The sequence below is a fragment of the Saprospira grandis genome (assembly GCF_027594745.1).
GTDB lineage: Bacteria > Bacteroidota > Bacteroidia > Chitinophagales > Saprospiraceae > Saprospira > Saprospira grandis.
This window is the reverse complement of the sequence record NZ_CP110854.1, coordinates 2,599,401-2,621,862: the sequence shown is the minus strand read 5'-3', so window position 1 is coordinate 2,621,862 and position 22,462 is coordinate 2,599,401. Positions and strand designations below refer to the sequence as shown.

Sequence of the window (22,462 nt, the reverse complement as noted above, 5' to 3'; positions counted from 1 at the left end):
TAGAAAACAATACTAAAAAGGGCCGAAGGCCCGCAGGCTGAGGGGCTGTAGCAGGGCCGCCAAAGGCGGCAGACCAAAGCGGCTTCGCCGCTGCAGGGCCGAGCAGACCTGCGAGCTGCGCAATGGCCCGACCCAGCCAAAGGCTGGGGCAGCCCCAAAACAATCCAGCAAAACCACAAAAAAAGCTTATCTTAAAACGCCAGAAGCCCCCTCGGCTTCATCTAATGCACTGAAGCAAACATTTTCCCCTAGAGGATATTCCTCCTTCACTTAAATCAACCACTATGAAATCCTACTTTTTGCCCCTGGCCCTCATCAGCTTTTTGTTTTTGGGCCAAAGCTGTGAACAATCTAAACTCTCTGGAGCCAAAGAGGCCGAAATGATGACCCAATCCCGCTCTTCCCTCAAAGAAGAAATAGCCGCCGTTACCGAAGAAGCCACTGGCGAAGTCGTCGAGCCAGAAGAGCCAGAGTCCGCTCTTATGGATAGTACAACGGTCAACCTCCCCGATCAAAATACCGAAGAGTATGGCAAAATTATCGAAAACCCCTTCCTTGGGGCCAAAGATAATCCCCTCTCTACCTTTTCTATTGATGTAGATAATGCCGCCTATAGCAATGTCCGCCGCTACCTAAGCGAATGGAACCAACTTCCCCCCAATGGAGCCGTCCGCCTAGAAGAAATGATCAATTATTTTGATTATGATTATCCCCAACCCACTGGCGAACATCCCTTCTCTGTAAATATGGAGCTCAGCCAAGCTCCCTGGGCCCAAGAACATCAGCTTTTGCATATTGGCCTACAAGGGAAAGACCTCAACTATGATGAACTCAAGCCCTCTAATTTGGTCTTTTTGATTGACTGCTCTGGCTCTATGTCTAGCGACAATAAACTCCCCCTACTCAAACAAGGCCTCAAAATGTTGCTCTCTCAATTAGATGATAAGGATAAGGTGGCTATTGTGGCCTATGCGGGAGCCGCAGGTTTGGTCCTGCCCTCTACCCCCGCTAGCCAAGCCAATAAAATTCTTTCAGCCCTCGATCGCCTAGAAGCTGGCGGCTCTACCGCTGGTGGACAAGGAATTGAGCTGGCCTATAAAACAGCCCAAGAAGCCCTGATTGAAGGGGGAAACAACCGAGTGATCCTTGCTACCGATGGCGATTTTAATGTTGGCCCCTCTAGTAGCTCTGATTTGGTGGATCTGATTACCGAAAAACGCAAACTGGATATCTACCTCACGATCTGCGGCTTTGGTATGGGCAATTATAAGGATGATAGCATGGAACAGATCTCGAATGCAGGCAATGGCAATTATTTCTATATCGATAATGAAAAGGAGGCCAAAAAGGTCTTTGTGCGAGAAATGCGCGCCAATATGTTTAGCATCGCCAAGGATGTGAAGATCCAAATTGAATTTAACCCACAATTGGTGAAGGCTTACCGCCTAGTGGGCTATGAAAACCGCCTGCTCAAAGCCGAAGACTTTGATGATGATACCAAGGATGCAGGCGAGTTGGGCGCTGGACATACCGTTACGGCCATCTATGAAATTATTCCCCAAGGTTCGGCCTCTACCCAAAAAGTAACTCAACACCCCGCACTCAAGTACCAAGATGCCCCAAGCATCAAAAATAATAGTAGCGACCTCATGACGCTTAAGCTGCGCTACAAACCTCTGGATAGCGACAAAAGCAAACTCCTAGAGTTTAATCTCAATAAGGATGCTGCCGTAGAGCAAACCTCCGATAACTTCCGCTTCTCGGCCGCAGTGGCTGCCTTTGGTATGCTGCTCCGAGATTCAGAGTTTAAGGGAACAGCCAATTTTGATAAGGTGAAAAATTGGGCCCTCTCTGCCAAAGGCCAAGACCCCAATGGCGACCGTGCCGAGCTGGTGAAATTGATCCAGTTGGCCGCCCAAATAAAAAGTAATGCCGCGGCCCAAAATAATTAAGCCATTACTTCTGAATGCAAAGGATGCTTTTTAACTTTAACTAGCTAATCAAGCGCTTTTGGCCCAGCGCTGCGCAGCGGTGGCCGCAAGGCCAGACCCAAGCCGCCAAAGGCGGCTGCAGGGCCGAGCGAACAGCGAGCCGCGCAGCATAGCGGCGGCCGAACTAGCCGAAGGCTAGCCGGCCGCGGGCCCCAAAATAAAACATCAGTGCTAAATAAACTTCATATCATGAAAGAGCAAAACAGACGATCTTTTTTGCAGTTCTTGGGCCGTACTGGCCTAGCTGTTTCTGGCGCAAGCCTATTCACTAGCCTAGAGTCTTGTGGCGAACCCCAACATAATAAGGGCTATACGGAAACTGGCGAAAAAATAGAACCCAAAATTGAGTTCCCCTTTAAGGGCCTGGCCGCCAAAACTGAGGACCAACTCCTTCTCGATGAGGGGCTGGAGTATCAGATTCTAGCCAAATGGCAGGATGAGATTTCTCCTAAAGATAAGTTTGGCTTTAATAACGATTATACCGCCTATATCCCGCTTCAACAAGGGCCAGATCTACAGGAAGGTCTGCTTTGGGTCAATCACGAATATCTCGATCCTCTGTTTGTACACGGTTTTGCCCGCAAAGCCGACCCCAAAACAAAGACAAAGGAGGCCATTGACCAAGAGCTCTATGAGGTGGGCGGCTCTATTCTGCATATCCAAAAAACAGCCGATGGCCCCTGGACCATTAAGCAGGATAGCGACTATAACCGCCGCCTAAACGGCTTTACCGAAATCCCTTTTGATTGGCCCGAAGCCATAGCTGGCAAAAAGGTCGCTATGGGCACCTTTGGCAATTGTGCGGGCGGCGTGACGCCCTGGGGCAGCATCCTGACCTGTGAGGAAAACTATCAGTTTTATTATGGCGAAAGCGATTATAGCCAAGATGCCGAACAACCCAAACGCATCGCCTCCGCCTATGGCTGGGAACATAAGTATCCCGATAATTTGCCCGAGCATTATGGCTGGGTGGTCGAGGTGAATATTAAGAGCGGAAAAGCCCGCAAGTTGGTGGCCCTGGGCCGCTGTGCCCATGAATGCGCTCAGGTGCATGAGGCCTCCGATGGCCGCCTAGTGGTCTATACCGGCGATGACAAAAATGATGAACATATCTATAAGTTTATTAGCAGCCAACCCGGTAGCCTGACCGAAGGAACCCTTTATGTGGCCAATACCGAAAAAGGCGAGTGGCTATCCCTCAACTATGAGGAGCAACCCATTTTGCAAGAGCATTTTAAGGACCAAACGGAGGTCCTTATCCGTCTGCGAGAGGCCGCCAAACTCTTGGGCGCTACCCCACTCAATCGCCCCGAGGATATTGAGTTTGATCCCCAAACGGGCAATGTGCTCATCACGCTCACCAATAATATTCCCAAGGGAGATTATATGGGCCAAATTCTCAAGATTGAAGAAGATTCAGAAGATAAAACAGGCCTTAAATTTAAGGCAGAAGCCTTTTTGACTGGTGGGGCGGACTTCGGTTTTGCCTGCCCCGATAATATGGCCTTTGATCCCAGAGGCAACCTTTGGTTTACCTCCGATATCTCTGGCAGCAAGATCGGCAAGGCCCCCTATACGCCCTATGGCAACAATAGTTTGTTCGTCTATCATCAGGCCGAGGACAAGGTGATTCGGGTCGCTTCTGCCCCCAAAGATGCCGAGCTCACTGGCCCTTACTTCACCCCCGACGGTCGCCACCTCTTCCTGAGTGTGCAGCATCCCGGAGAGACCAGCCCTAGCCTAGAGGAACTCACGAGCCATTGGCCAGAAGGCGGCGATAGTATGCCCCGCTCTGCCGTGGTGGTTATTAGTGGCCCCTCCCTCGATAAGTTGATGGGCTATAATAGCTAGATGATTGTTTTTTGGGGCCTCCGCCTCCCTTTGGTCATCGGCGCTACGCTGCAGGGCTCGCAGGTCTGCTCGGCCCTGCGGCCTGACGGCCTTGGTCTGCGGCTTCGCCGCCCCCTTTCGCATCGCTAGGCCGTTTGGCCTTCGGCCATGGGCTTTCAGCCCAGTTCTTTTAATGCCCCTTAAACTAAAATGACAAGGCCCCAAGATACAAGCGCCTTCCATATTTCGATTTTAAGCGCCTATCATTAAACTGTAGTAGGGTCGGTCCAGAAAAAAAAGATAGGGCATTATAGATACGCCCGGAGGGATTTGTAAACTGCAGATTAGCTCTGGCGTCACGCCAGAGCTGTTTTGCAACTGCAGATTGAGGCTGGCGTCACGCCAGAGGCGTTTTGCAACTGCAGATTGAGGCTGGCACCACGCCAGAGCTGTTTTGCAATTGCAGATTGAGGCTGGCACCACGCCAGAGCTGTTTTGCAACTGCAGATTGAGGCTGGCACCACGCCAGAGCTGTTTTGCAATTGCAGATTGAGGCTGGCACCACGCCAGAGCTGTTTTGCAACTGCAGATTGAGGCTGGCACCACGCCAGAGCTGTTTTGCAATTGCAGATTGAGGCTGGCGCCAGGCCAGAGCTGTTTTGCAACTGCAGATTAGTGCTAAACAACTGTTTATAGGCATTTTGCATCTACAAACTAGCGAGGGACTATAGTATACTGCTATTTGTTTGACAAACTAGCCTATGGGGCCTCCCCCAGCTAAGCCTTCCAACTTTTGGCCAATGGTTTGCGGCTGTTTTTTGAAGAGCCCAAACTTTTTTTAACAGTTTACGCCAAATCACAACAACTCATGAAACAACTGATACTCTGTCTTTTAGCTTTGGTCCTTTTGCAAGGGCCCATTTGGGGGCAAACCAAAGCAATAGCCTACAAAAGTTTTGCGGGCGAGCTGCCTTTTTTTAATCCAGAGGACTTCCTAGAGGATGACTTTGGTTTGCCGCCCCCCATGATGATTCGGCTAGAAAAGCTGAATGATTCTATGGTCGTAGAGACCATAAGAGATTGGAATCAGTCAGTTAGGAGCGATACCGTAAAGAACCATTTATATATTCATCAGCAAAAGCTCTCGATGGAAGAGCTGCGTAAGCGCTACCCCAGAAATATCGAGTTTATTGGCTTTGAGGAGGATAGTCTGCCGAGGGTAAGCGATACGCTTGCAGATCCGCAACAACCTGCTTTGGAGGAGATCCAAAAGCCCATGGACCGCTGTCCAGCGCCCAAGAAAAAGACGGACTCGCCCAAGGCCGAGCCGCAGCCAAGAGCAGAGCAAGGCGCTATAGAGCAGGCTGAGCCGCAGAAGGCGATCTCTTGCAAACTGCCCGAGGAGAAGCCGACTCATCTGGCTTACATAGGTTGGGGCGGGTTTTTCTTGCTTTTTGTTTTGGGCCTTTGGTATAGAATCGCTTAGTTTTGTTTTGGTCCAGCCTCCCCGAGGGATTCCTTAAGGAATCCCGTAGAGGGGTGGGTGGGCGGGGACATATTGCGCATGAGGAGCGCAGCGACGAATACCATACTAACAGCAGCAATGAAAGACTTATTGATAATGAATGGGCCCAACCTCAATTTACTGGGGAAGCGAGAGCCCGAAGTATACGGTTCGGCAAACTTTGAGGAGATACTGGACCAAATAAAAGCCGATATGGGTGAGCTCTTGCTCCCCTATCGGCTGCATTATTTCCAATCGAATCATGAGGGGGCCCTTTTGGACCAGCTACATGCCGTTGGCTTTGATTATTTAGGCATTGTCTTTAATCCGGGTGCCTATGCCCATACCTCTATTGCCTTGGCCGATGCGGTTCGGGGGATTAGTCGGCCGGTAATAGAAGTGCACCTCTCCAATGTTCATCAGCGGGAAGAATACCGGCGACATTCCTATTTAGCAGAGGCGGCCGTAGGCGTTATTTCTGGATTGGGTTGGCGGGGCTATGCCTTGGGCCTGCGTTACTTAATCGAGCAATTCGGCCAGAAAATCTAGCTCAATTCTCATGCGGCTAGTGGCCGTAGTGGTCGAGCGGAGATCAATCTTCAGCTCAATGCGAAACTGATCTTGGGCCAACTGCTCTTTGAGGTCCACAATAGAGGGGAATAAATCTAGACTAGCCGAATTGGTCAGGGGAACATCTAGGCGGTAGCCTAGCTCATTGCGGCTGCTATCGGTCACGGCATCTAGGTAAACGCGTCGGGCAAAATCAAAAGAAGCTTGTCCATCTTCTAAATAGAGACGGATGCGGGCGGGTTGTGCCTGCTTGAGATTTTCGGGCACCGTTCCATTGGTATAGACATCAGCGGGAAAGTGATAGGTCAGTACCCCATTGAGGCCTGCGGGAACCTCTACCCAGGTGGTAAAAGGTAATTCGAGGCGGTCTCCGTTTTTATCGCAAGACAACAACAAGCTAGAGCTGAGTAGAAAAAGAGCAAAGAGAAAACGCATAAGATTAAAATTTAGAGTGAAGGCCAGTATTCGTCTAAACGAAAGCCAGGCGGCAAGGGTTTAGCGGCGGCTGTTCCAGCCGCCGCTGGCTGAGGGATGGAAAGCAGGGCGGCGCAGCCGCAGACCCAGCAAAAAAGCGCAGCTTTTTTTGCGCAGGGCCGAGCAGAACTGCGAGCTGCGACACAGCCCGACCCGCCCGCAGGGCGGGGCAGCCCCAAAACAAAAAACTTTTATAAAGTTTGCAAATAAAGCAAGCTAGCTTAATAAAATTGGGCAAAAGTCCCTTTTTTAATAGACTTCTTTTTATGTTCGTAAGGTTCTTAACATTTTATTTAACTACGAAGTCATATGGGAGAAGAACGTGTACGACTAGCTAGCTCCAGTAGTAAGAGCGATATGCAGCACTTTGTGCGGCAGTTACTACAAGATGTTCAAGCCTTTGAGACCATGCTAGAGGGCAACTGGTTTGAGGATGATGTTTTGCGCATTGGGGCCGAGCAAGAAATGTGTTTAATTGACAAACATTATAAGCCGGCTTGCACAGCCATGCAAATTTTGGAAGAATTTCATCCGGAATGGTTGACCACCGAATTGGCCCAATTTAATTTAGAGATCAATCTCTCTCCTCAGCGTTTTGAGGGAGATGCTTTATTTAATATGGAAACCGAGCTTCGGCAGCGATTGGGAGAATTGGCCAAGGTTGCGGCTCGGCACGACAGCCGATTGCTACTCACGGGGATATTGCCTTCTTTGCGCAAGTTTGATTTGCATATGAGCAAGCTCACGCCCAAGGAGCGTTATGCCGCATTGATGCACGCTTTGCGCAAAATGCGGGGCAGTGATTACGAGCTGCATATTGTGGGGATTGACGAATTGATTGTGCGGCATGATTCGCCCTTATTAGAGGCGAGTAACACCAGTTTTCAGGTACATTTGCAGGTTCGTCCGCAAGATTTTGTCAAAATGTACAACATTGCCCAAGCCGTTACTGGGCCAGTATTGGCTATGGCGGCCAACTCCCCTCTTCTTTTTGGCAAGCGGCTTTGGCATGAGTCGAGAATTGCCCTTTTTCAGCAATCGATAGACAACAGAAAGAGCCGGGACCACCTCAGAGACCAGAGTCCGAGAGTCACCTTTGGGCACGACTGGTTGCATAAGTCGGCCCTAGAGATTTACAAAGAAGATATCACCCGTTTCCGTATTATATTGGGCACCGACATCGAGGAAGACTCCTTGGAGCGTTTGGCCCAAAAAGTGGCGCCCAAGCTAAAAGCCTTGCAGGTGCACAATGGGACCGTCTACCGCTGGAACCGTCCATGTTATGGTATTTCGGGCAATGGCAAACCTCATCTTCGGATAGAAAACCGGGTCTTTGGTGCTGGACCTACCGTGATTGATGAAATGGCCAACTCCGCCTTTTGGCTGGGCCTGATGGAAGGCATGTCTTTGGCCCATGACGACATCACCAAACTCATGAGTTTTGATGATGCTCGAGACAACTTTATCAAGGCCGCCAAAATGGGGATTGATTCTGAATTTACCTGGACTGGCGACAAAAAAGTGAATGCTCGCACCCTAATGCTAGAAGAACTTTTGCCCATGGCCAGAGCGGGTTTAGCCCATCGGAACATTGAGCCGGAGCATATTGATCGCTATTTGGGCATTATGGAAGAAAGGGTTCGCCGGCATAGCAACGGGGCCCGTTGGATTCTGCGCACCTTCTCTAAATTTAAGAAAGAGACCAGCGTAGATGAGAGCTTGACCACCATCACGGCGGCCATTTATGATCATCAGACGAAGAGCAGGCCTGTACATGAGTGGGAGATCCCCGAGCTAGGGCAGTTTCATCAATACGACCCCTCCAAGCTATTGGTCGAGGAGTTTATGAGCACGGACTTGGTCACGGTCCATCAAGATGATATTGTAGAATACGCCTACAGCCTGATGGATTGGAACGACCTGAACTACCTGCCGGTAGAAGATGAAGAAGGGCATTTGCAGGGCGTAGTCACGGCCAAATCGATCATGCGCTATTTATCTAGTCCTCAAAAGGAAGAGGGAAAAACGGTAGGCGCAATCATGCAGCTTCATCCTAGAACCGTTGCGCCTCAAAACACCATTACCGAAGTCATGAAGATTATGCGGAAAGAAGGCGTAAAAATTTTGCCCGTTCTAAAGAATAAGGAGCTAATTGGCCTAATCTCTGAAGAAAACTTTGTAGATATGTCTCGGCGATTGATTGATCGTCTTTCAAAAGAATAAAAACTATGATGAAAACAGTATTCAGTATTTTCTTTGCCGCCTGCTTCCTTTTGGCAGGCCCCAACCTATTGGCCCAGAAAAAGGGCAGTACTATTAGCAGCAGTACCATTAAGGCTCCTATCTCTAAGGAGAAAGCCAAGGCCCTAGCCTTTGGGCAAGAGCTCATCAAGGCCTATTTTGATGGCAACTGCCAATTGGTGGCCAACAGTCTAGCCTCGGAGGTCATTGCGATGGAGTCGGGGCAGCATTTTAGCATTACACCCCAGCTAAAATCTGATTTTTGCGATGACAACCCCATCCGCAGCGATATTCAAGTTAGTTATCAGATGTACCTAGATAGCTATAAATCGGAAGTGATGGACAAAGAAGAGTTTGCGGCCAAATATCCGCAGCGCCAGCAAATGTACAACCTACAAGCAGGCGATATCTTCTTTAATGGCGCCAACTTGCTCCCCAAAAAGCAGGCGCTTTTCTCGGCCTCTGATATGGCCATGTTTATCCTTCGTCCTACCGCCAATGGTTTTGAAATCATTGCTATCTAAATGAGCCTTAGGGCCAAAAAAGAAGGGCGCCGACCAATTGGTCGGCGCCCTTTCTTTTTGCTGAATCATATCTTATTTTCCTTGCTCCAAGCGAACCACATCTTTTGAGATGTTCAAGCGCTCAGCTGCTTCGGGATACTTCTGTTCAATCTCTTTGTATAGCTCCAATGCACGGCTTGCATTGCTCATCACGACCTCATTAAATAGGGCCGCCTTACGCATATAAATAGGCGTCATCATGGCATTAGGGCTCTCTTTAGCCGCCTTCTCATAATAGCTCAACGCCTGCTCGTTGTCATTCGTTTCCGAGTAAGCATCGCCCAAAAGCGCATAAGCTGCAGCCTGAGAATAACCATCTTTGCCGTTATAAGCTTCCAAATACTTAATCGCCTCATCGGCCTTGCCCAAACGAAGCAAAGAAGCCCCAGCGCCATAATGCGCACGGTTGGCCGCCTCTGTTCCACTATAATTGGCAATAATATCTAGAAAACCTTCATAGCTTCCGCCCATTTGCCCAGCCAAAGCCGCGCCTGTACCATTAAGGGCTAGCAAAAAAGAATCTTTCTGAAACATGGCCTCAGCCTGAAAAATCGCCTTATTGGCGTTCTCATTTCTAGGCTTCATGTAAAAATCACTATAGAAATAGTAGCCCCCACCAATGAGGACAACGGCGAGCAAAGCGCCAAAAATCACGTTCTTATACTTCTCAAAAGTTTCTGCAGTTTGATCGCGAAACTGATCTACGTCAAAATCCTGAAGCTCCGTTTTTATGGGTTGATCTGCCATTATATCTCTTTCTTTTTCAGCCAGCTGATTTGATCTTATAAAAAAAAATTTGCTTGCAAAGATAAACAACTTCTTAAAAAACCTAGATTTCACTAAATCTTTTTTAGAAGCAGGCCAAATATTCGCCCTAGGCAGACTTATTTTCCTTGCTATTTTCTAATTTTCATCAGGATTTGGGGCTGCCCCGCCCTGCGGGCGGGTCGGGCTGTGCCGCAGCTCGCAAGTCTGCTCGGCCCTTCGCCAGCTTCGCTGGCTCGGTCTGGCCTTCGGCCACTGCTATCCATCCCTCAGCCGCGGGCCTGCGGCCCTTTGCGGCGGCTTCGCCACCGCCCTAGATCCAAAACAACAACTAAACAACTAAAAAGCTGGCCCTAATATTGAGCCTAAATAACTCCCCTCCTACATCCTTTCACATTCAATATCAATTCTATGAACAAGCTACTCTTGTCCCTCAGTTTTCTCTTCTTTCTAGGAGGTAGCCTCTTGGCCCAATCTAACAAAACACTGCCCGAACTGCTCAGCAGCCATAGCTTCAACTCTGCAGATGGCGAGCAAGAAAAAAGCCTAGCCGATATCCTGGCCCAACACAAAGGCAAAGTGATTTATATTGATTTTTGGGCCAGCTGGTGCGGCCCTTGCAAAAAAGCAATGCCCCACTCCAAGAAATTACATGAAAAACTAGGCGAAGAAGTCGTTTTTCTCTACCTCTCATTAGACGATAAGCCCCAGTCTTGGCAAAAGGCCCTAGATAAGCTCGAACTCCGCCAAACTGGCGAGCATTGGCAAAGAGCGGGTCGAGACAGTAAAGAATTACTCCGTTTTTTTTATATTTATAGCATTCCTCACTACCTGATTGTTGATGCTGAAGGAAACTTTGTCGATAGAGACGCCCTGCAGCCCTCTGACCCCAAAGCCGCAAAAAAACTCCAAAAGTGGGTTAAAAAAGCGAAGTAGTCAGGTATTCACTGACGCAATAAATTATGACGATTAACAACTTTCCCCAGAAATTTTTGGCCGTATCGCTGCTGCTCTTTGCCGCCACCGCGATTGCGGCCTATTTTCTGTCTATTCACTTCCTTTGGGCCCTAGTTATTTTGCTCCCGCTCTTCTTTATGGGCGTTCAGGATATGATTCAGACCGATCATGCCATTCGAAAAACACACCCCCTCATTGGCCGAATGCGCTACTTTTTAGAGGGCCTGCGTCCCGCTATCCGCCAGTATTTTATTGAGTCGGATTTGGACCATACGCCTTTTAGCCGCCGCAAACGCTCCCTCATTTATCAAAGGGCCAAAAAGGCCAAGGAAACGGTTCCTTTTGGCACCCAACTCGATATCTATGATGAAGGCTATGAATGGATGACGCATTCTACCTACCCCTTTGCCTTTGATAGTATTGAACAAGACCCTAAGGTCCGTATAGGCGGAGCCGATTGTAAACAACCCTATGATTTAAGCATCTTTAATATTTCGGCCATGAGCTTTGGCTCTCTCTCTGCCAATGCCGTGATGGCCATGAACAAAGGGGCCGCCAAAGGCGGCTTTGCCCAAAATACTGGCGAGGGCGGAGTTAGTCCCTACCACCTCTCTCAAGGCGGTCACCTCATCTGGCAAATTGGAACAGGCTACTTTGGCTGCCGAGCCGATGATGGCAACTTTGACCCCGATAAGTTTGCGAAAACAGTGGACCATCCCGACATCAAAATGGTGGAAATTAAACTCTCGCAAGGGGCAAAACCCGGACATGGCGGTATTTTGCCCGCCAAGAAAAACACCGCCGAAATTGCTAAAATTCGGGGAGTGCAAGCAGGAACCGATGTGCTTTCGCCACCCTACCACAAAGCTTTTCAGGGACCAGAGGGGCTGCTGCAGTTTGTGGCCCAGCTTCGGCAGTTGTCTAAGGGCCGGCCCATTGGCTTTAAGCTCTGTATTGGCTCTGAAATTGAGTTTTATGACCTTTGCAAAGCCATGGTCAAAACAGGCATCAAGCCCGACTTTATTACTATTGATGGTGGAGAAGGGGGAACTGGTGCCGCTCCTGTAGAATTTTCAGACTCCCTAGGAATGCCCCTACGCGATGGGCTGAGCTTTGCCGTAGACACTCTTCGGGGCTTTGACCTCAAAAAGGATATTAAGGTCTTGGCTGCAGGTAAAATTAGCTGTGGCTTTGATTTGGCCAAAACCTTGGCCCTAGGCGCCGATGCTTGTTATAGTGCCCGCGCCATGATGATGGCCGTGGGTTGTATTCAGGCCCTAGAATGCCATACCAACAAATGCCCTACAGGCGTAGCCACCCAAAACAAACAACTAATGAAAGGCCTTCATGTTCCAGATAAGGCCGAGCGGATTTACTCCTTTCATAAAAAGACCGTGCATGCTTTAGTTGAACTACTAGCAGCGGCAGGCATGAAAGAACCCTCAGAACTATCTAGAAAACATATTCTTCGACGGATTTCTATGAGTGAGGTCCGCAGATATGACCAACTTTATCCAGAGATTCCGGTGGGTTGCCTACTAGAAGGCCAAGAAGGCTGTCTGCCTGACATCTACCGAAAAGAATTTTTAGAGTACCTAGAAGAAGGCTCTAATTATGAATAGAGCCAGGCCCTAAAAGCAAGGAGCAAGCGAAAATTACGCTTGCTCCTTTTTTATGCTAGCCCTCTGATAAAAAGGGATAATCGGTATAGCCTTCTGGGCCTTGAGTATAAAAAGTATCGGGATTCCAGGGCGCCCAGGCTGCATTTTGCTCTATTCTTTGGACCAAATCGGGATTAGAGATAAAGGCTTTGCCAAAAGCGATAGCATCTGCTCTATTTTGGGCCAATTCCTCTTGGGCAGTTTGGGCCGTATAGCCGCCATTGGCCACTAAAACGCCCTTATAAATTTTGCGATAATGGCCAATAACATCTTGAATAAACAAATTGGGGTCCTTCTCTTTTTCAGCCAGTTGGCGGTGGGCAAAAGCTTGGCCCGGCCGACTTAGATGCACATAGGCCAAGGGATAATCATTGAGCTTATCTAAGAGATAATCAAAGAAAGGGATGGTTTCTTCATCTACCTCAATACCGATATGCCCATCGAGCATAGGGTTAAAGCGCAGGCCCACTCTTTCTAGGGGACAAACTTCTTGGACCGCCTCGAGGACCTCAAAGAGGAAGCGGGCTCTATTGGGAATACTGCCGCCATATTCATCTTGGCGTTGGTTGGCCGAATTGGCAAAAAACTGATGAAAGAGATAGCCATTACTCGTATGCAGCTCTACCCCATCAAAGCCAGCGGCCAAGGCATTGGCGGCCGCCTGCTTAAACTGGCTAATTACGGTTTGAATATCTTCTTGGTCCATAGCCTTGGGAACCGGAGAAAGCTTGAGCCCTTCATAGGTTCGGCTCTTACTGCCCGTAGCAATAGCTGAAGGGGCCAGAAGTGCTTGTCCATTCATCAGATCGGGATGAGAAACTCGGCCCACATGCCAAATTTGGGCAAAGAAATGGCCGCCTTTAGCTTTTACGGCAGCCGTTACGGCTTTCCAAGCCTCTACCTGAGCGGGAGTATAAATGCCGGGCACAAACAAATAGCCCCCAGCTCGATCAGAAATGGGCAAGCCCTCTGAAATAAGGAGACCAGCTGTAGCTCGCTGCGCATAATACTCCTGATGCAAGGCCGTGGGCAGCCTTTCTGGATTATCGGCTCGGCAGCGAGTGAGCGGCGCCATAAAAACCGCATTTTTCAGTGTTAATGGGCCCAATTGGAGCGGATGAAGAAGAGACATAATCAACTAATTTTAGCGTATGGAAAGAGGGCGGCTTTGCCGCACTGGCCGCAGGCCAAATGGCCACAACAAGCCCTTTAAGGCGTCTTCGACGACCGAAGGGAGTAACCGATGTGTAGCCCTGGCCGGCCTAGCGATGTGTAGCAGTGGCCGAAGGCCAGACCGAGCCAGCGAAGCTGGCGAAGGGCCGAGCGAATAGCGAGCTGCGAAACGTAGCGCCTGCCGCAGGCAGGAGGCCCCAAAAAAATACTTACTTATTGACAGCAGGATGTTTATCCCAAATGCGATTCCAGAGCAAAGAGAAGAGCAACTTAGGTTGTAATTTATCCATATCACGGACCTGTTCTACGCTTAGCTCGCCATCTTTTTCGGCCAATTTAAACTTAAAAATATAGCCATCGCTATCCTCTAAGAGGCCAAAGCCCATCAGGCCAAAGCGAAGATTATTAAACTGCAGGCTACCGTCTGGATTTTCGGTAACATTATAATAGCCTTGCGAAAACCAGAGGAGAATATCGACAAACTCATGACCTTTCCAGCGGTCCAGCAACTGATGTTGTTTGGGTAACTTTTGGAACTTTATTTTGCTATCCTCATCCCAGATAGAATAGACCCCATAATAATAGGCATCGGCGGTTTCGATAGTCGTTTGCCAGAGCATACAATTGAGAATCGTGGGATAAGTCACATAGCTAAGTTCTTCTATATTTTGGGCCTTAATATTTTCGCTAACGACCGCATTGACCTTTGCCTTAATGCCAAAAGTAAGGGCCATATAGGCCGTAGAGAGGACCAAAGCGGTGGTATTGATGCCTTGCTGCCAACTTTTATTTTTAAAAAAGGGGATAATCATCACGGCCAGTAAAAGCGGCAAAGTATAGAGTGGATCGGCAATAGCGATATTATTAAAAGAGAATCGATAAGAAGAAAAGGGCTCAAAAATTTGGGTGCCATAGCTAGTGCCGGCATCAATTAGCCAATGGGTCAGGATAGCCCAAAAGAACATCCAGCTCCAGCTTTTCCAGCCGGGTTCTTCTTGAAGTTTTGGCGGGTTTTTGCTGCCCCAATATCGCCAGCCGACCCAGGCCGTAATGGCCAAAATAAAAAGGCCAATGCCCTGCAAAACAGTGCTCTCTTCTTTTAGGCCCATCCCGCCCATAAAAAGGACCAGCAAAAGGCCAAAAAGGACCGCCACAACCCCTCTTTGCTTATGGGCCAAATAGCCCAATAAAGGCGGAGCTAGCAGCGTAATAAAAATAGAGTGCGTTAATCCTCTATGATAGAGCAAGCCATAAATTTCATGCTCACTAAAGACGCGACTAATCACATCTAGATCGGGTAAAGTGCCCGCAATAGCGCCCCAAGCCAAGGCTTTAGGGCCAATTTTTCGGCCGAGAACAGCTTGTCCGCAAGCGGCACCAAGCACAGCCTGAGTAAGTGAATCCATAAGGTATAAAAATGATTGAGGCGCAAAATACAAAGCCTAAGTTAGAAGATGCGCCCAAATAACAAGAGTTTAAGGCCTTAGGCCAGCGATTTTTCTTATCTTTAAATTACTACTTCTTTTATAGAGACAAAACCGGCGCCTATGGATAGCCAAGATAAAACAAGCTTGCCGCGGATAGAAGAGCTAGAACACAAGCTCTACTTGCAGCAATTGCAGATTAACCGCTTATCAGAGATTACACAGGCCATCAACAACAACATTAAGATCCAGGACCTGTTTAAAATTTATACCGATACCCTTTGTTGGGAGATGGGCGCCCAGCGCTTTGCCCTATATAGTTGCAAAGACGGGCATTGGCAGCTTGCTACGCATAAGGGAGTAGACGAAAAGCTCTTAGTTCTAGACATTAGCGATTATTTTTCGGCCTATCAGCGGATTGCCAAGATTGGGGAGGACCATCCTTTGCTCTGCGAGTTTAACTATGTGATTCCCGTCTATCATAAGGAGGAGGCTATTGCCTTTGCCTTTGTCTATAAAGAGGCCCGAAAAGGGGAAGACCTCTTTGAGTCTATTCGCTTTATTGGGACCCTAACCAATGTGGTGGCGGTGGCCATAGAAAACAAGCGTCTATTTAAAAGACAGTTGGCCCAAGAGAAAATGCGGCATGAGCTTCGGCTGGCCAATCAGGTGCAAAATATGCTCATTCCGAGCAAGCTGCCCAATAATCAACGCTTTAATTTTGCGGGTATTTACCAACCTCATGAGGGCGTGGGGGGCGATTACTATGACTTTATGGAGCTCAACGAAGACGAAATTGCCTTTTGTATTGCCGATATTTCGGGCAAGGGAATTTCTGCCGCCATCCTGATGTCAAACTTTCAGGCCAACCTACAAACCCTCATTCATCGCAAGGATCTAAAGATTCCCGAATTTGTGGACCGCCTCAATGAGAAGGTCCTAAAAGCGACCCGAGGCGACCGATTCATTACCTTTTTTGTGGCCCGCTACAACCGCAGCACGGGCCGTTTGCTCTATCTCAATGCAGGACATAATCCCCCTTTTCTTTACCGAAATGGGCAGGTAGAACGGCTCGATAAAGGCTGTACAATTTTGGGCATTGTTCCTAAAATCCCTAAGCTAGAATGGGGCGAAATCTATCTGAAAGAGGATGCCTTTTTCTTCCTCTATACCGATGGCTTGACCGATTTGCGCAATGAGGCCGGGCAAACCGTCGAAGAAGAGGCTATTGCTGATTTTATTGGCAGACATCATCAATTATCCGCCGATGATTTTAATGCGGCCCTAATGCAGGAAATGCAAGAATTTAAGGGCAGCATGGAGTTTCCCGATGACATTTCTATCCTTACTGGGCATATCTTTGCGACAAAAGAGCAGAAAAAGCAAAGCGAAACTGCCAAAATGACAGCAAAAGCTTCCTAGGCGCTCTTTTTGCCTTTCTTAGCTTACAACAAGACTTATATCATGCGTATTTTATTTCTTATTTTCTTTGCTTATTTGGTCTACCGTTTTCTCATTAGACCCATATTTTTGGCCCCGCCCAAACGAGAGCGCCCGCTTAGTCCACAAGAACAATTTATGCGGATGTTCCAGCAACAGATGCAGGCCCAACAACAGGGCCAGGGCCAATATGTTAGCGAGCAAGAGTTTGGCACACAAAAGCAAAGCAACAGCCAACAAAAGCAAAAACAACAGCCTCGAAATGATGGCGAATATATTGATTTTGAAGAACTAGATTAAGGTTTGGGGCCTCCCGCCTTCGGCGGGCGCTACGTTTCGCAGCTCGCTATTCGCTCGGCCCTTCGCCGCTTTCAGCGGCTCGGTCTGGCTTGACGGCCACTGCTGCACATCGCTAGGCCGCTCAACAGTTATTTTCAGCCTTGTTTTTCGGCTTTGGCCCTATACTAGAGGAGGTTCTAAAACGCAAAAGGGAAGCTGCGAAAATTCGCAGCTTCCCTTTTTTTGGGCCATTTGCTCCAATCTACTTGAATCGAGCAATTTCGATATTAAACTTATGGGCCAAGGCCTCTCCATGTCGTTCGGCATAAGTGCCTACTCTCATGATACTATTATGGGCTTCATCGGCAGAGAGTCCTTCTGCTTCACGAATCGTTTTAAGATAAATCCATTTCTTAAAAGTAGTAAAAGCAACTCCTCCATAAAGGCGGTCATTGATTTGCAGCAATTCGGCAAAAAGCTCGGCCCTTAATTTTTTATCTTCTGGAACATGAAAAAGGGGCGACATCACCTGAAAATAAGGGCGGCCCTCTCTCTCGATTTCCCAGAGGTCAATCCAGACCATAATATCTTTCTTCGTCAGGGTCCAAAGGCCCTCTTTTTCTTTTCCTCGGCTAGAAACGGGGTCAATACCCAATTTAGCGATAGCGGCTTCTACGGTCTCGTAATAGGCTTTTAAACTCATAAGCATTTAGCTAAAGCGGTGGGCTAGCCTAGCTCAATTTGGTGCTGCCAGCTCACCGTCGAATAATTATTATTAAAGCGAATAATCTGTACTTCCTTCTGCTTTCCATTTTTTCTTTCCATCCGAAGCTGCGGGTTCCCTTCTGCTCCTTTTTCCCAAAAGAGCTCATCTTGGCGAAGCGGATCGGCGGCTACTTTTTCGGCCTGCGTAAGTAGCTCTAGCAACCAGCTCATATTACAAGCTTTGGCTTGCTCATCAGATTGAACAAAAAGAGGGCGGGCCTGCAAACTCGCCGAAAACTGTTCTTCTCCAAAAGGCAAGGCTTCGGCTTCTTCTCCTAATTGGAAGTAGCCAAGATATTGGAAAGGATAAGATTGTAATTGAGCAGAGCGCAACTCTCTAAAGGCTGTTTGTTGCAAGCGGGCTTGCTTAAACTCTTGCCAATGAAGCTGCAGATGCTCTTCGGGCAAGGCCGTGTCCAGTTGGACAAACTCTTGCTTAGCGGCTGTTTCTAGCAGTTCTGCTAGATTAAGCTGGCCTTGGGCCTCGCATCTTTGGCGAATGATATTTTTGAAACTCAGCGTCAGTTGTTCCATAAAGCTGCAGGATTTATCTTGGAGATGGTCGTACCGTATATTCTACTATTCGACTATAATAGTACGCAAATTTAAGCAAACTCTCAAGCATTATCCTAGTTTTATGGACAAAAAATATAAGATTAGGGGCTTTACCTACTTTTTAGGCAAAAGCCCATAAACAAACCCTTTCAAGGGAGATAAAAGGATTAAGACGTATAACCAAAATAATTGAGGCTGCGCTCATCGTCACGCCAATTATCTTTAATTTTTACGTGCAATTCTAGATAGACTTTAGTCTCTAAAAACTCTTGAATAGCCAGGCGGGCATCTCGGCCTAGGCGTTTGATGGCTTGGCCTCCTTTACCGATAAGAATTGCTTTTTGAGTTTTTCGGGCCACATAAATATTGGCCAAAATGCGGGTAATATCTTCTTCTTCTTGAAAAGCCTCTACCACTACTTCTACCGAATAGGGAATTTCCTGATGGTAATTGAGTAAGATCTTTTCTCGGATGATTTCCGACATAAAGAAGCGTTCTGGGCGGTCGGTAAACTGCTCTTTAGGGTAATAGGTTGGGCCTTCGGGCATGCGTTCGATCACTTTTTCGAGGACCAAATCGGTATTGATGCGATTGAGGGCGGAGATGGGAATGAGCTCGGCAAAGTCGAGTTTTTTGCTCCAGGCGGCCAATTGTTCTAGTTGCTCTTTGGGGGGCAGCAGATCAATTTTATTGAGCAAAAGAAAAACGGGGGCCTTTAGTTTGGCCAAAAGCTCAAAAATGGCAGATTCATCAGCAATTTTTTCGGTAGCATCGGCCACTAGTAGCATCAAATCGCTATCCTCTAGGGTAGATTTGACATATTCATTCATGCGCTCCTGCATTTTATAGCTAGGGTCTTGAATCAGGCCGGGGGTATCGCTAAAAACGATCTGAAAATCTTCTTCGGAGACGATGCCCAGGATGCGGTGGCGAGTGGTTTGGGGTTTATTCGTAATAATAGACATCCGTTCGCCAACCAGGGCGTTCATCAAGGTAGATTTGCCCACATTGGGGTGGCCTACAATATTGACAAAGCCCGATCTGTGGGCTTTTTTTTCTGTACTCATAATATATATTCGTTAAAAAAACTAGCTATTTATTGGTCCATTTTGCGGTGGACAGGCGGCGAAGCCGCCGCAAAGGAGCGCAGCGACGCGGCTGAGGGATGGATAGCAGGGCCGCCGCAGGCGGCAGACCCAAGGCCTTTGCCGCAAAGCGGCAAAGGCCTGCAGGGCCGAGCAGACCTGCGAGCTGCGGCACAGCCCGACCCGCCCGCAGGGCGGGGCAGCCCCAAAAAAAATTAAAGCTTAAAGGTAGCTGCAGAGCGTTTACGTCCTCTTCTTCGGCGTTTAGAACGGCTATCCACGGGGCCGGTGGCAATATCTCGGCCCAATTGGCCCAAGAGAAAGCCCAGTCCGCCCAAGAGCGCGCCCAATAAGGCAATGAAAAGCATGACGCCCGTATCTGAGCCAAAAGGGAGGCCCAAAACCGCACGCATTTTTTGGAGCAGCAAGCCGCCATTGCCCGCATTGATCCAGTACATACTAATGAACCAACTGAGAAAACTGCTGCCCGCTCCGGCCAAAAAGCTGGGGCCGGCGCCCAACTGCATGGCAAAACCGATGAGAACAGCAAAGAATAAATTGGCCCACCACCAGCTTGCAAAAAGCCAAAAAGAAAGGCTGATGAGCAAAAAGAGCGCGGCGGCGCCTAATAGTACTCTAGTCATAATAAATTGTCTTTTTTAGTGCAAACGCTGGCGAATTCGGATCTTCTCTTTTCCTTCTTCGGCAGATTCTAGATAAAGTAATTTGTTGTAGCGGCCCTCGGCCCAAGCTTGGACCATATTATCATAGTAGTGGCTACCGGGGTTACCCGATTGGCCACCGGGATAAATGGCTTGTGCCTTGGGTTTCTTCTCGCCCAATTCGACAATCATACGCCAAGAGGGTCCAGCCGCAGAGCCGCCCTTATGCATCAGGCTATCGGCCTTTCGGCTAGCCGCAAAATCGTAGCGGTTGCTCACGGCATTGAGGGCATCGGCGGTACCGCCCACCGATAAATTTAGGATACTAAACTCCTCGATGCGGGCCAGGTGATAGAGGGCTGTGGCCTTCATTTCTCCCCAGCTAATGGGTTGGCCCGACTTATTTTTGGGCACCGTATTTAGAGTTTCCTTAAACGAAAGCGTCACAATATCTTCAATGCGTTCTTGCTTCTCGGTGCTTACTTTGTCCCAAATAAAAGAACTGGTGTCTCGCTTGAGGAGGCCCAACAAATGCCAGGCATCGGGATAATTCAGTTCCATACCTTGGGCAGCGGCCTCTTCGAGTTCGTCATAGGTAAGGGCCTGCAAATTATAGAACCAATCTTCAAAGATGGTTGGAGCCACGGCCTCTGCCGTATATTCATAATCCCAATCTCGGAAAAGGGCCAAGAGCTCTAGCTCGTCTTTGCTCAGCTCGCCTCTTTGCAAGTACTTCATTAGCAGCGGCAGAAAATCTTGGGCCTTTTGGCTAAAATTACTCAATTGCAAGGCCTTCATTTCGCTATCGGTGGCTGCAGAAAGGGCGTCTAGCTGACCATTGAGGTAGCGCCCACGATACTCCTCAAAATAACCATAGGTATAATAAGGATAGGCGGGGCTGACCGAATGCTGATTGGCCGAGGCCACATAGCCCTTTTGGGGGTTATATTCGTGTGGAATATGCTCTTGGGGCATAAAGCCCGACCATTGATTGAAGGAATAGCGGCCATCGGCGACAAATTTTCCTTGCTCGGGTCGGCGCAAAGGCAGTTTTCCTTGGGTCCAAAGCGCAATGTCTCCATTATTACAGGCAAAGACCAAGTTTTGGGCGGGGCAAGAAAAATGCTTAATGGCCGCCTGATAATCTTGGTAGTTTTTGGCTTGGGCCAATAGGATAAAGGTTTTGGCCTCGGAGCTAGGCTCGTTGGCCTGCCAATGCAAGACATAGTCTTGGCCATTTACGGTGCGAACGACCGGACCAAAATGCGTATAAATAAGCGTATCGACAACAAAGCCCGCTCCTCGTACATAAACGGTATCGAGGATTTTCTCGCTGGCTTTTTCTTCGCCATCAAAGATATAGCTCGATTTCGTTTCATCGGTCCATTGAATGGCGTACCAATCGCGAACATCATGGGCCACATTGGTCACCCCCCAAGCAATATGCTGATTAAAACCAGAGATAATACCTGGCGCTCCGGGCAATGTTGCCCCATAGACATTAAAATCAGGCGTTACAATTTGCGCCTCAAACCAAATAGAGGGCAGATTGAGCTTGAGGTGGGGGTCATTACACAAAATAGGATAACCTGAAGCCGTTTTTTTGCCGCCCAGGGCCCAGTTATTACTCCCAATACCCTTAGGCTGGGGCTTGGGGTTTTTCGGCAAGCCCTGATCAAAACCCAAAAAGGGTTTGGCCAAGCTATCTCCTACCGCTACGGGCTTAAAGTTATAGAAGGCCGTATCGTTAATAATAGGCGATTGCTCGGGAAAATATTCTGGATAAAAAAGATTGAAGGTATCTCGACCAAAGTATTTATAAGCATTGGTCATCTCAAAATCATGATCCTTAGCGGTCAAGTCCTCGGCCATAGCTTTGAGCAAAAGGGCCGATTTAAGGACCGTCCATTTTTCGGGACGATAATTCAGTAACTTATACTCCAAAGGTAATTCGGCATAAGATAAATCATCAATATAAGCATTGACGCCATCGGCATAGCGTTGCAAGAGTTCGTAGGTTTTGGGGTCTTTCTTCCAAAGTTCTACGGTCTTTTTAGCGGCCAAGGGCAAGCCCGCCTTCCGCTTTTTACGGTCCATCTTCAACAAAACTTCTCGCATCTTTTCAGAGGTGGCCAACACCTCGGCCAAACGGCCAGAAACCGCATGCGTCTGAAACTCCATCTGCCAAAGTCGAAGGCTAGCCGTAGCATACCCCTGGGCAAAAAAAGCATCCTGCATATTGTCGGCAAAGATATGTGGGACCATTCGGTCGTCATAGAGCAGTTCTACGGGGGCCGACAGCGAGCCATCGCTCAGAGAAGAGGAGAGCGAAGGGCCCGTTTTGCTTTCGGCATTTCGCCAAAAGCCCGAGCTCGGACTCAACAACTTCCCCATCGGAGGAATAAAAGTCTCTTTTCCACTCAAACTCTCTACCGTAGAAGAGGCAAAGTCGGAGGAGTTGAGAAAGAGAAATAGAAATATAGTAATGGCCAAAACGGCCAAAAAACTCAATATTCGCATAGT

Annotated in this window: 19 protein-coding genes; 10 read left to right on the top strand and 9 right to left on the bottom strand. The window is 48.4% G+C overall.

Features of this window, described 5'->3' with window-relative positions; translation table 11 throughout:
* The first annotated feature begins 284 nt into the window (after positions 1–284).
* The 4 genes from OP864_RS10450 to aroQ all read left to right on the top strand — a co-directional run bounded on the left by OP864_RS10450 (position 285) and on the right by aroQ (position 5,874).
* Entirely contained in the window at positions 285–1,952 is a 1,668-nt protein-coding gene (locus OP864_RS10450; protein ID WP_270098144.1) for a vWA domain-containing protein, read from the top strand.
* 228 nt (positions 1,953–2,180) lie between these two features.
* The gene (locus tag OP864_RS10445; RefSeq protein ID WP_270098143.1) at positions 2,181–3,842 is read left to right on the top strand and encodes a PhoX family protein; all 1,662 of its coding nucleotides are present in this window, start codon (positions 2,181–2,183) and stop codon (positions 3,840–3,842) included.
* Between the two features lie 847 nt (positions 3,843–4,689).
* Positions 4,690–5,307 (top strand): hypothetical protein, encoded by a 618-nt coding sequence (locus tag OP864_RS10440; RefSeq protein WP_270098142.1) that lies wholly within the window; start codon positions 4,690–4,692, stop codon positions 5,305–5,307.
* A gap of 117 nt (positions 5,308–5,424) precedes the next feature.
* Entirely contained in the window at positions 5,425–5,874 is a 450-nt protein-coding gene (gene aroQ, locus OP864_RS10435; protein ID WP_270098141.1) for a type II 3-dehydroquinate dehydratase, read from the top strand.
* Here aroQ and OP864_RS10430 read toward each other — a convergent pair.
* Entirely contained in the window at positions 5,845–6,330 is a 486-nt protein-coding gene (locus OP864_RS10430) for a hypothetical protein (RefSeq protein ID WP_270098140.1), read from the bottom strand. The genes aroQ and OP864_RS10430 overlap by 30 nt on opposite strands.
* 348 nt (positions 6,331–6,678) lie before the next feature.
* On the opposite strand from OP864_RS10430, the gene OP864_RS10425 reads away from it, so the two are divergent.
* Together OP864_RS10425 and OP864_RS10420 are read left to right on the top strand one after the other, a co-directional pair.
* Positions 6,679–8,592, top strand: coding sequence for a CBS domain-containing protein (locus tag OP864_RS10425; protein ID WP_270098139.1), 1,914 nt, complete (start codon positions 6,679–6,681; stop codon positions 8,590–8,592).
* Positions 8,593–8,597: 5 nt separating this feature from the next.
* On the top strand, positions 8,598–9,134 hold the full coding sequence (locus OP864_RS10420; protein WP_270098138.1) for a hypothetical protein: 537 nt from the start codon (positions 8,598–8,600) through the stop codon (positions 9,132–9,134).
* A gap of 72 nt (positions 9,135–9,206) precedes the next feature.
* On the opposite strand, the gene OP864_RS10415 is transcribed toward OP864_RS10420, so the two are convergent.
* Positions 9,207–9,920, bottom strand: a complete 714-nt coding sequence (locus tag OP864_RS10415) for a tetratricopeptide repeat protein (RefSeq protein WP_270098137.1) — start codon at positions 9,918–9,920, stop codon at positions 9,207–9,209.
* 429 nt (positions 9,921–10,349) lie between these two features.
* On the opposite strand from OP864_RS10415, the gene OP864_RS10410 reads away from it, so the two are divergent.
* Both OP864_RS10410 and OP864_RS10405 read left to right on the top strand, forming a co-directional pair.
* Positions 10,350–10,874, top strand: coding sequence for a TlpA family protein disulfide reductase (locus OP864_RS10410; protein ID WP_270098136.1), 525 nt, complete (start codon positions 10,350–10,352; stop codon positions 10,872–10,874).
* Between the two features lie 26 nt (positions 10,875–10,900).
* Positions 10,901–12,517 carry an FMN-binding glutamate synthase family protein gene (locus OP864_RS10405; RefSeq protein ID WP_270098135.1) on the top strand — a complete coding sequence of 539 codons (1,617 nt, stop codon included), beginning with the start codon at positions 10,901–10,903 and terminating at the stop codon, positions 12,515–12,517.
* Between the two features lie 55 nt (positions 12,518–12,572).
* Here the strand turns inward: OP864_RS10405 and OP864_RS10400 are convergent, their stop codons facing one another.
* Positions 12,573–13,688 carry an alkene reductase gene (locus OP864_RS10400; protein ID WP_270098134.1) on the bottom strand — a complete coding sequence of 372 codons (1,116 nt, stop codon included), beginning with the start codon at positions 13,686–13,688 and terminating at the stop codon, positions 12,573–12,575.
* A gap of 250 nt (positions 13,689–13,938) precedes the next feature.
* The gene (locus OP864_RS10395) at positions 13,939–15,135 is read right to left on the bottom strand and encodes a metal-dependent hydrolase (RefSeq protein ID WP_270098133.1); all 1,197 of its coding nucleotides are present in this window, start codon (positions 15,133–15,135) and stop codon (positions 13,939–13,941) included.
* A 141-nt stretch (positions 15,136–15,276) separates the two neighbouring features.
* On the opposite strand from OP864_RS10395, the gene OP864_RS10390 reads away from it, so the two are divergent.
* Both OP864_RS10390 and OP864_RS10385 read left to right on the top strand, forming a co-directional pair.
* On the top strand, positions 15,277–16,575 hold the full coding sequence (locus tag OP864_RS10390; RefSeq protein WP_270098132.1) for a PP2C family protein-serine/threonine phosphatase: 1,299 nt from the start codon (positions 15,277–15,279) through the stop codon (positions 16,573–16,575).
* 42 nt (positions 16,576–16,617) lie between these two features.
* Complete coding sequence (locus OP864_RS10385; RefSeq protein ID WP_015692946.1) at positions 16,618–16,893, top strand: DUF4834 family protein; 276 nt, start codon at positions 16,618–16,620, stop codon at positions 16,891–16,893.
* 241 nt (positions 16,894–17,134) lie between these two features.
* On the opposite strand, the gene OP864_RS10380 is transcribed toward OP864_RS10385, so the two are convergent.
* From OP864_RS10380 to OP864_RS10360, 5 genes are all read right to left on the bottom strand, one after another.
* Entirely contained in the window at positions 17,135–17,575 is a 441-nt protein-coding gene (locus OP864_RS10380; protein WP_270098131.1) for a YbjN domain-containing protein, read from the bottom strand.
* Positions 17,576–17,598: 23 nt separating this feature from the next.
* A complete protein-coding gene (locus OP864_RS10375; protein ID WP_270098130.1) occupies positions 17,599–18,171 on the bottom strand; it encodes a hypothetical protein in 573 nt (190 codons plus the stop codon).
* A 188-nt stretch (positions 18,172–18,359) separates the two neighbouring features.
* Positions 18,360–19,259: a GTPase Era gene (era, locus tag OP864_RS10370; protein ID WP_015692942.1), complete on the bottom strand. Its 900-nt coding sequence runs from the start codon at positions 19,257–19,259 to the stop codon at positions 18,360–18,362.
* A gap of 233 nt (positions 19,260–19,492) precedes the next feature.
* Positions 19,493–19,921 (bottom strand): hypothetical protein, encoded by a 429-nt coding sequence (locus tag OP864_RS10365; protein WP_270098129.1) that lies wholly within the window; start codon positions 19,919–19,921, stop codon positions 19,493–19,495.
* A gap of 15 nt (positions 19,922–19,936) precedes the next feature.
* A complete protein-coding gene (locus OP864_RS10360; protein ID WP_270098128.1) occupies positions 19,937–22,459 on the bottom strand; it encodes a penicillin acylase family protein in 2,523 nt (840 codons plus the stop codon).
* Positions 22,460–22,462: the final 3 nt, after the last annotated feature.

Coding starts and splice junctions, on each gene's coding strand:
- OP864_RS10450 (WP_270098144.1), top strand. CDS start 285: ATGAAATCCTACTTTTTGCCCCTGGCCCTCATCAGCTTTTTGTTTTTG.
- OP864_RS10445 (WP_270098143.1), top strand. CDS start 2,181: ATGAAAGAGCAAAACAGACGATCTTTTTTGCAGTTCTTGGGCCGTACT.
- OP864_RS10440 (WP_270098142.1), top strand. CDS start 4,690: ATGAAACAACTGATACTCTGTCTTTTAGCTTTGGTCCTTTTGCAAGGG.
- aroQ (WP_270098141.1), top strand. CDS start 5,425: ATGAAAGACTTATTGATAATGAATGGGCCCAACCTCAATTTACTGGGG.
- OP864_RS10430 (WP_270098140.1), bottom strand. CDS start 6,330: ATGCGTTTTCTCTTTGCTCTTTTTCTACTCAGCTCTAGCTTGTTGTTG.
- OP864_RS10425 (WP_270098139.1), top strand. CDS start 6,679: ATGGGAGAAGAACGTGTACGACTAGCTAGCTCCAGTAGTAAGAGCGAT.
- OP864_RS10420 (WP_270098138.1), top strand. CDS start 8,598: ATGATGAAAACAGTATTCAGTATTTTCTTTGCCGCCTGCTTCCTTTTG.
- OP864_RS10415 (WP_270098137.1), bottom strand. CDS start 9,920: ATGGCAGATCAACCCATAAAAACGGAGCTTCAGGATTTTGACGTAGAT.
- OP864_RS10410 (WP_270098136.1), top strand. CDS start 10,350: ATGAACAAGCTACTCTTGTCCCTCAGTTTTCTCTTCTTTCTAGGAGGT.
- OP864_RS10405 (WP_270098135.1), top strand. CDS start 10,901: ATGACGATTAACAACTTTCCCCAGAAATTTTTGGCCGTATCGCTGCTG.
- OP864_RS10400 (WP_270098134.1), bottom strand. CDS start 13,688: ATGTCTCTTCTTCATCCGCTCCAATTGGGCCCATTAACACTGAAAAAT.
- OP864_RS10395 (WP_270098133.1), bottom strand. CDS start 15,135: ATGGATTCACTTACTCAGGCTGTGCTTGGTGCCGCTTGCGGACAAGCT.
- OP864_RS10390 (WP_270098132.1), top strand. CDS start 15,277: ATGGATAGCCAAGATAAAACAAGCTTGCCGCGGATAGAAGAGCTAGAA.
- OP864_RS10385 (WP_015692946.1), top strand. CDS start 16,618: ATGCGTATTTTATTTCTTATTTTCTTTGCTTATTTGGTCTACCGTTTT.
- OP864_RS10380 (WP_270098131.1), bottom strand. CDS start 17,575: ATGAGTTTAAAAGCCTATTACGAGACCGTAGAAGCCGCTATCGCTAAA.
- OP864_RS10375 (WP_270098130.1), bottom strand. CDS start 18,171: ATGGAACAACTGACGCTGAGTTTCAAAAATATCATTCGCCAAAGATGC.
- era (WP_015692942.1), bottom strand. CDS start 19,259: ATGAGTACAGAAAAAAAAGCCCACAGATCGGGCTTTGTCAATATTGTA.
- OP864_RS10365 (WP_270098129.1), bottom strand. CDS start 19,921: ATGACTAGAGTACTATTAGGCGCCGCCGCGCTCTTTTTGCTCATCAGC.
- OP864_RS10360 (WP_270098128.1), bottom strand. CDS start 22,459: ATGCGAATATTGAGTTTTTTGGCCGTTTTGGCCATTACTATATTTCTA.